The sequence below is a fragment of the Microbacterium xerophyticum genome, assembly GCF_053543555.1.
Genome location: NZ_JBLVOB010000002.1, coordinates 43,478 through 45,852, shown reverse-complemented (window position 1 = coordinate 45,852; position 2,375 = coordinate 43,478). Strand labels below are relative to the sequence as shown.

Genomic DNA, 2,375 nt, shown 5'->3' with positions numbered 1-2,375 from the left:
CCGGCCCTTTTCGCATCCCTGCCGGTCCTAGGGTGGAGCAGTGAGCCTCGAAGCATCGCCCCGCACCCGCGCAGCAGGAGCCGCGTACTCGGTGGCCGCCTACCTGATCTGGGGGCTCCTGCCGCTGTACTTCCTGCTGCTCGTGCCGACCGGGCCGTGGGAGGTCGTCGCGGCGCGCGTGGTCTTCTCGCTCGTGTTCTGCCTGCTGCTGCTCACCGTCGCGCGCGGATGGCGTCGCATCATCGCCATCATCCGGCAGCCGCGACTGCTGGCGTGGACCGCGCTCGCCGGGCTGCTGATCTACGTCAACTGGCAGGTGTTCCTGATCGGGACCCTCAGCGGGCACGTCGTAGAGACAGCTCTGGGCTACTTCATCAACCCCATCACCACGGTGCTGCTCGGCGTCTTCGTGCTGCGCGAACGCATCCGCACACTGCAGTGGGTGGCCATCGGCATCGCGCTCGTCGCGGTGGTCGTCATCATCGTGGCGTACCGCGCGTTCCCATGGATCGCGCTGCTGCTGACGGCGTCCTTCGGCACATACGGGCTGATCAAGAAGAAGATCGGACCCGCGGTGGATGCCGTGAGCGGTCTCACCCTCGAGTCGTTCTGGCTGATGCCGATCGCGATCGTGCAGCTGGTCATCGTCGCGCAGACCACTGGCATCACCTTCGGCACCGTGAGCACCTGGCACACCGTGCTCATGCTCCTCGCCGGCGTCGCCACAGCGGTGCCGCTGCTGCTGTTCGCCTCCGGCGCCCGTCGCATCGATCTCACGGTGATCGGGATGATCCAGTTCATCACCCCGATCATGCAGTTCCTCACCGGCGTGCTGCTGCTGCACGAACCCATGCCCCCTGAGCGATGGATCGGTTTCATCATCGTGTGGATCGCGGTCGCGGTGTTCGTCATCGACCTGCTGCGGGCGGGTCGGCGAGGCAGACGAACCCGCGTCGCACCGGTCGCGTGAGCGCGCGCCTGAGCGGCGTATTCAACGCGAAACAAGATCGTTAGCGCACCGATACCCAGCAAAAGCGCGCTCGCCATAAGGTGGGATCATCCGGGCATGTATCGCCATGCCCGTCGTCGCAAAGGAGCATTATGAACCGCACGCAGACGCGTACGAAGTGGCTTGCCGGCATCGCGCTGGTGGGCGCATCGGCGCTCGTGATCACGGGCTGCAGCACGCCGGCCCCGGAGTCCACAGAAGACACGGGCGGCGGCGATCGTCCGGCCGACGTCGATCTGACGCTCCAGCTGGGCTCGCTGCTTCCCTCCACAGGCTCGCTGTCCTTCCTCGGTGCGCCGATGGAGGCCGGTGTGCAGCTCGCCGTGTCCGAGATCAACGAGGCGGGCGCCGGCATCACCGTCGAGCTCACGTCCGAGGATGAGGGCGACCTCGACAACAAGGCGTACGAGACCTCGATCACCAACCTGCAGAGCGCAGGCGTCACCGCGATGGTCGGCGCAGCGTCCTCGAGCGTGACCAAGCTCATCCTCGACGGCAACGCGGGATCCGGCATCCTCACGGTCTCGCCGTCGAACACGTCGGCGGACTTCACGGGCATCAACCCGCTGTACTTCCGCACCGCACCGAGCGACAACCTCCAGGGCGAGGTGCTGGGCAACCAGGTCGCAGAGGACGGGCACAAGACGCTCGGCATCATCTACCAGAACGACCCGTACGGCACCGGCCTCTTCGAAGCCATCAAGGCGACGTTCGAGGGCACCGGCGGCGAGGTCGTCGCCGAGGCGTCGTACAACCAGGGCGACGGACAGTTCAACGCCCAGGTGCAGACGATCGCCGCGGCGAACCCGGATGCCGTCGCCATCGTGTCGTACGACCAGTTCGCCACGATCGCGCCGCTGCTCGGCAACGCGGGCGTCGACACGGGTGCGCTGTACCTCGTCGACGGAAACCTGAAGGACTGGCCGGACCTCGGTGTGAGCCTCGAGGGCTCGAAGGGCACGCGCGCAGGCGCTGAGCTGCCCGACGACTTCATCGACCAGCTGAACGAGGTCTGGACGGCCGAGGGCAACGAGCCGATCGACGCGCTGACCTACTCGGCAGAGGCGTACGACGCCACGATCCTCATCGCCCTCGCGGCGCTGCAGGCCGTGTCGGTCGAGGGCGAGGACATCGCCGGCGCCATGCAGGAGGTCTCCGGCGGTTCCGGTGAGGGTGAGAAGTGCACCAGCTTCGCCGACTGCGCCGAGATCATCAACGGTGGTGGCACGATCGACTACGACGGCTACTCCGGCGAGGTCACGTTCAACGACGACAACGACCCCGAGGGCGCCGCCATCGGCGTCTACGAGTTCGACGCCGACAACGTCCACGCGCGCATCAAGTAACACGCACTGAGAAGGGGGGG

2 protein-coding genes are annotated in these 2,375 nt (G+C 66.7%); both read left to right on the top strand.

Annotated elements, in window-relative coordinates; all coding sequences use genetic code 11:
* Positions 1-40: 40 nt before the first annotated feature.
* Positions 41-970: an EamA family transporter RarD gene (rarD, locus tag ACNPNP_RS00745; protein WP_448964158.1), complete on the top strand. Its 930-nt coding sequence runs from the start codon at positions 41-43 to the stop codon at positions 968-970.
* A 131-nt stretch (positions 971-1,101) separates the two neighbouring features.
* Positions 1,102-2,355, top strand: a complete 1,254-nt coding sequence (locus ACNPNP_RS00740; RefSeq protein WP_448964157.1) for an ABC transporter substrate-binding protein — start codon at positions 1,102-1,104, stop codon at positions 2,353-2,355.
* Positions 2,356-2,375: the final 20 nt, after the last annotated feature.